Source organism: Romboutsia sp. 13368, assembly GCF_018336475.1.
Classification (GTDB): domain Bacteria; phylum Bacillota; class Clostridia; order Peptostreptococcales; family Peptostreptococcaceae; genus Romboutsia.
This window is the reverse complement of sequence record NZ_CP048741.1, coordinates 2,018,363-2,020,649: the sequence shown is the minus strand read 5'-3', so window position 1 is coordinate 2,020,649 and position 2,287 is coordinate 2,018,363. Positions and strand designations below refer to the sequence as shown.

The window sequence follows — 2,287 nt, the reverse complement described above, 5'->3', positions numbered from 1 at the left end:
AATAACATAAAAAAGAAGGTAGTCCTATATTAGGTTTACCTTCTTTTTATAATCTTAGAATTTAATATAAATTTACATAAAAATATTTGTTAGATTATTAATTAAAAATCTATTTTCTTCAGGTTTTAAAATACAGACTCTAAAGAAATATTCATCTAATCCATCAAAAGATGAGCAATCTCTAATTATAATTTTACTTGGTATAAGTTTATCTCTTAATTCTTTTGATGTTATAGATTTAGATTTTATTTCACATAAAATAAAGTTACCTTGGCTTTTATAAACATTTAAATCATTAAATTTACTTAATTCATTTATTAAGTATTCTCTCTCATTTACCATTAAAGAATATGTATTTTCTATAAACTCAATATCATTAAACATTACTTCACCCATCATAGATGCAAATATATTTATATTCCATAAATCAAGGTGAGAGTTTATATTTTCTTTTATACTGTTGTTTGAAATAAGTCCATAACCAAGTCTTATACCAGGTGTAGAGAAAAACTTAGATGTACCTCTTATAACAAATAAGTTTTTATAATAATCAACTAATGCTGTTGATGAGTAAACTTTTTTATTTGTAAATTCTATGTAAGTTTCATCTACCATAACAAAAGAGCTTGTACTATTTAATATTTTTTCTATTTCATCTTTAGTAAATGTAAATCCAGTTGGATTATTAGGATTACATATTACTATTAAATCATAATTATTTTCATTTATATTATTTATTAAATCTTCTATATTTATTGAAAAGTTATTTTCTTTTTTTGAAAAGTACTTAACTATATCACAGTTTATTTTAGATAATTCTTTTTCATATTCTGAATAAGCAGGAGATAAAAGAAGTGCTTTTTTAGGATTAATAGTTTCTATAAAAGAAGATATTAATTCTGTAGCTCCACTTCCTAAAAGTATATTATCTATTGAACAGTTGCAATACTTAGATATAGAAGTTTTTAAATCTATATAATCAGGGTCTGGATAAACTGATACTTTATCAATATTATTTATTATATAATTTTTAGCTAGTATTGATGAACCAAAAGGATTTATATTAGAACTAAAGTCCATAAAATCTTCTTTTGAAAATCCATATTTACTAGATAAATCATATAAGTTTGCACCATGATTTACTTTCATTAAATCACCATCCTAAAATTATTATTTACATATATAGATTATAATATAAATATATAATTATTCCAAATTATAGTATATTATATACAAAAATACGAATTATAAAATAAAAATAAATAATAATATCCTATTATTGTCTTAAGTATGATATAATAAYATTATTAAAATATACGTAAGGGGAACAAATATGGCAACGATAGATGTAATGATATCTGAAAAAGAAATAGCTGATAAAGTAAAAGCTATAGCTAAACAAATAGAAAAAGACTATGAAGGTGAAGAACTATTAGTAGTTGGAATACTTAAAGGAGCAAGTGTATTTGTTTCTGATTTAATAAGAAATATAAATTTAGATGTAAATATAGACTTTATGAGTGTTTCAAGTTATGGAAATGGAACACAAAGCTCTGGTACAGTTAGAATACTAAAGGATTTAGATGTTGATATAGCAAACAAAAATGTATTAATAGTTGAAGATATAATAGACTCAGGTCTTACTTTAAGTAATTTAGTAAAAGAATTAGGAATAAGAAATCCAAAATCATTAAGATTATGTACACTGCTAGATAAACCAGAAAGAAGAACTGTAAACATACCAGTTGATTATGTTGGTTTTGTTATAGAAGACAAGTTTATAGTTGGATATGGAATTGACTGGGCAGAAAAGTACAGAAATTTACCTTATATAGGTTCAGTTAATTTATAATATATTTCATTAAAAAGCGCTTATCTTTAAAAGATGGCGTTTTTTATTTATAAAATATAATTACTTACAATATTTAAAATAATAAAAATATGGTNNNAATTTATACTATAAATTTAATCAATCTAAAATAAAGTATGATATTAATGAATATAGTATTTTATACTATTTTAAGTAATAAAAAATATATATTATTATATACATCGTAAAGGTGTATAATTATATAATATGTAAATATAAGGAGGATAACTATGAATTTTCAACTTAATATACTTAAATTTTTTCAAGGTATTAGAACACCAATATTAAATGCATTATTTCTAATACTAACAATAAGTACAGAAGTGCCAGTAATAATTCTTTTAACTGCTATTACTTACTGGTGTATAAATAAAAAATATGGACAAAAACTACTATTTACATTAATACCAAATATAA

Annotated in this window: 2 protein-coding genes and 1 pseudogene; 2 read left to right on the top strand and 1 reads right to left on the bottom strand. The window is 21.9% G+C overall.

Going from position 1 to position 2,287, the window contains the following annotated elements; translation table 11 throughout:
- Positions 1-72 precede the first annotated feature (72 nt).
- Positions 73-1,149: a pyridoxal phosphate-dependent aminotransferase gene (locus tag G3997_RS08370; RefSeq protein WP_296645338.1), complete on the bottom strand. Its 1,077-nt coding sequence runs from the start codon at positions 1,147-1,149 to the stop codon at positions 73-75.
- A gap of 202 nt (positions 1,150-1,351) precedes the next feature.
- On the opposite strand from G3997_RS08370, the gene hpt reads away from it, so the two are divergent.
- Both hpt and G3997_RS08360 read left to right on the top strand, forming a co-directional pair.
- Positions 1,352-1,852 (top strand): hypoxanthine phosphoribosyltransferase, encoded by a 501-nt coding sequence (gene hpt / locus G3997_RS08365; protein ID WP_442971274.1) that lies wholly within the window; start codon positions 1,352-1,354, stop codon positions 1,850-1,852.
- Positions 1,853-2,100: 248 nt separating this feature from the next.
- Positions 2,101-2,287 (top strand): annotated as a pseudogene (locus G3997_RS08360) (phosphatase PAP2 family protein); the annotation flags it as partial.

What these genes read in the sequence shown, in the direction of transcription:
- G3997_RS08370 (WP_296645338.1), bottom strand. Translation starts at nt 1,149, where the DNA reads ATGAAAGTAAATCATGGTGCAAACTTATATGATTTATCTAGTAAATAT.
- hpt (WP_442971274.1), top strand. Translation starts at nt 1,352, where the DNA reads ATGATATCTGAAAAAGAAATAGCTGATAAAGTAAAAGCTATAGCTAAA.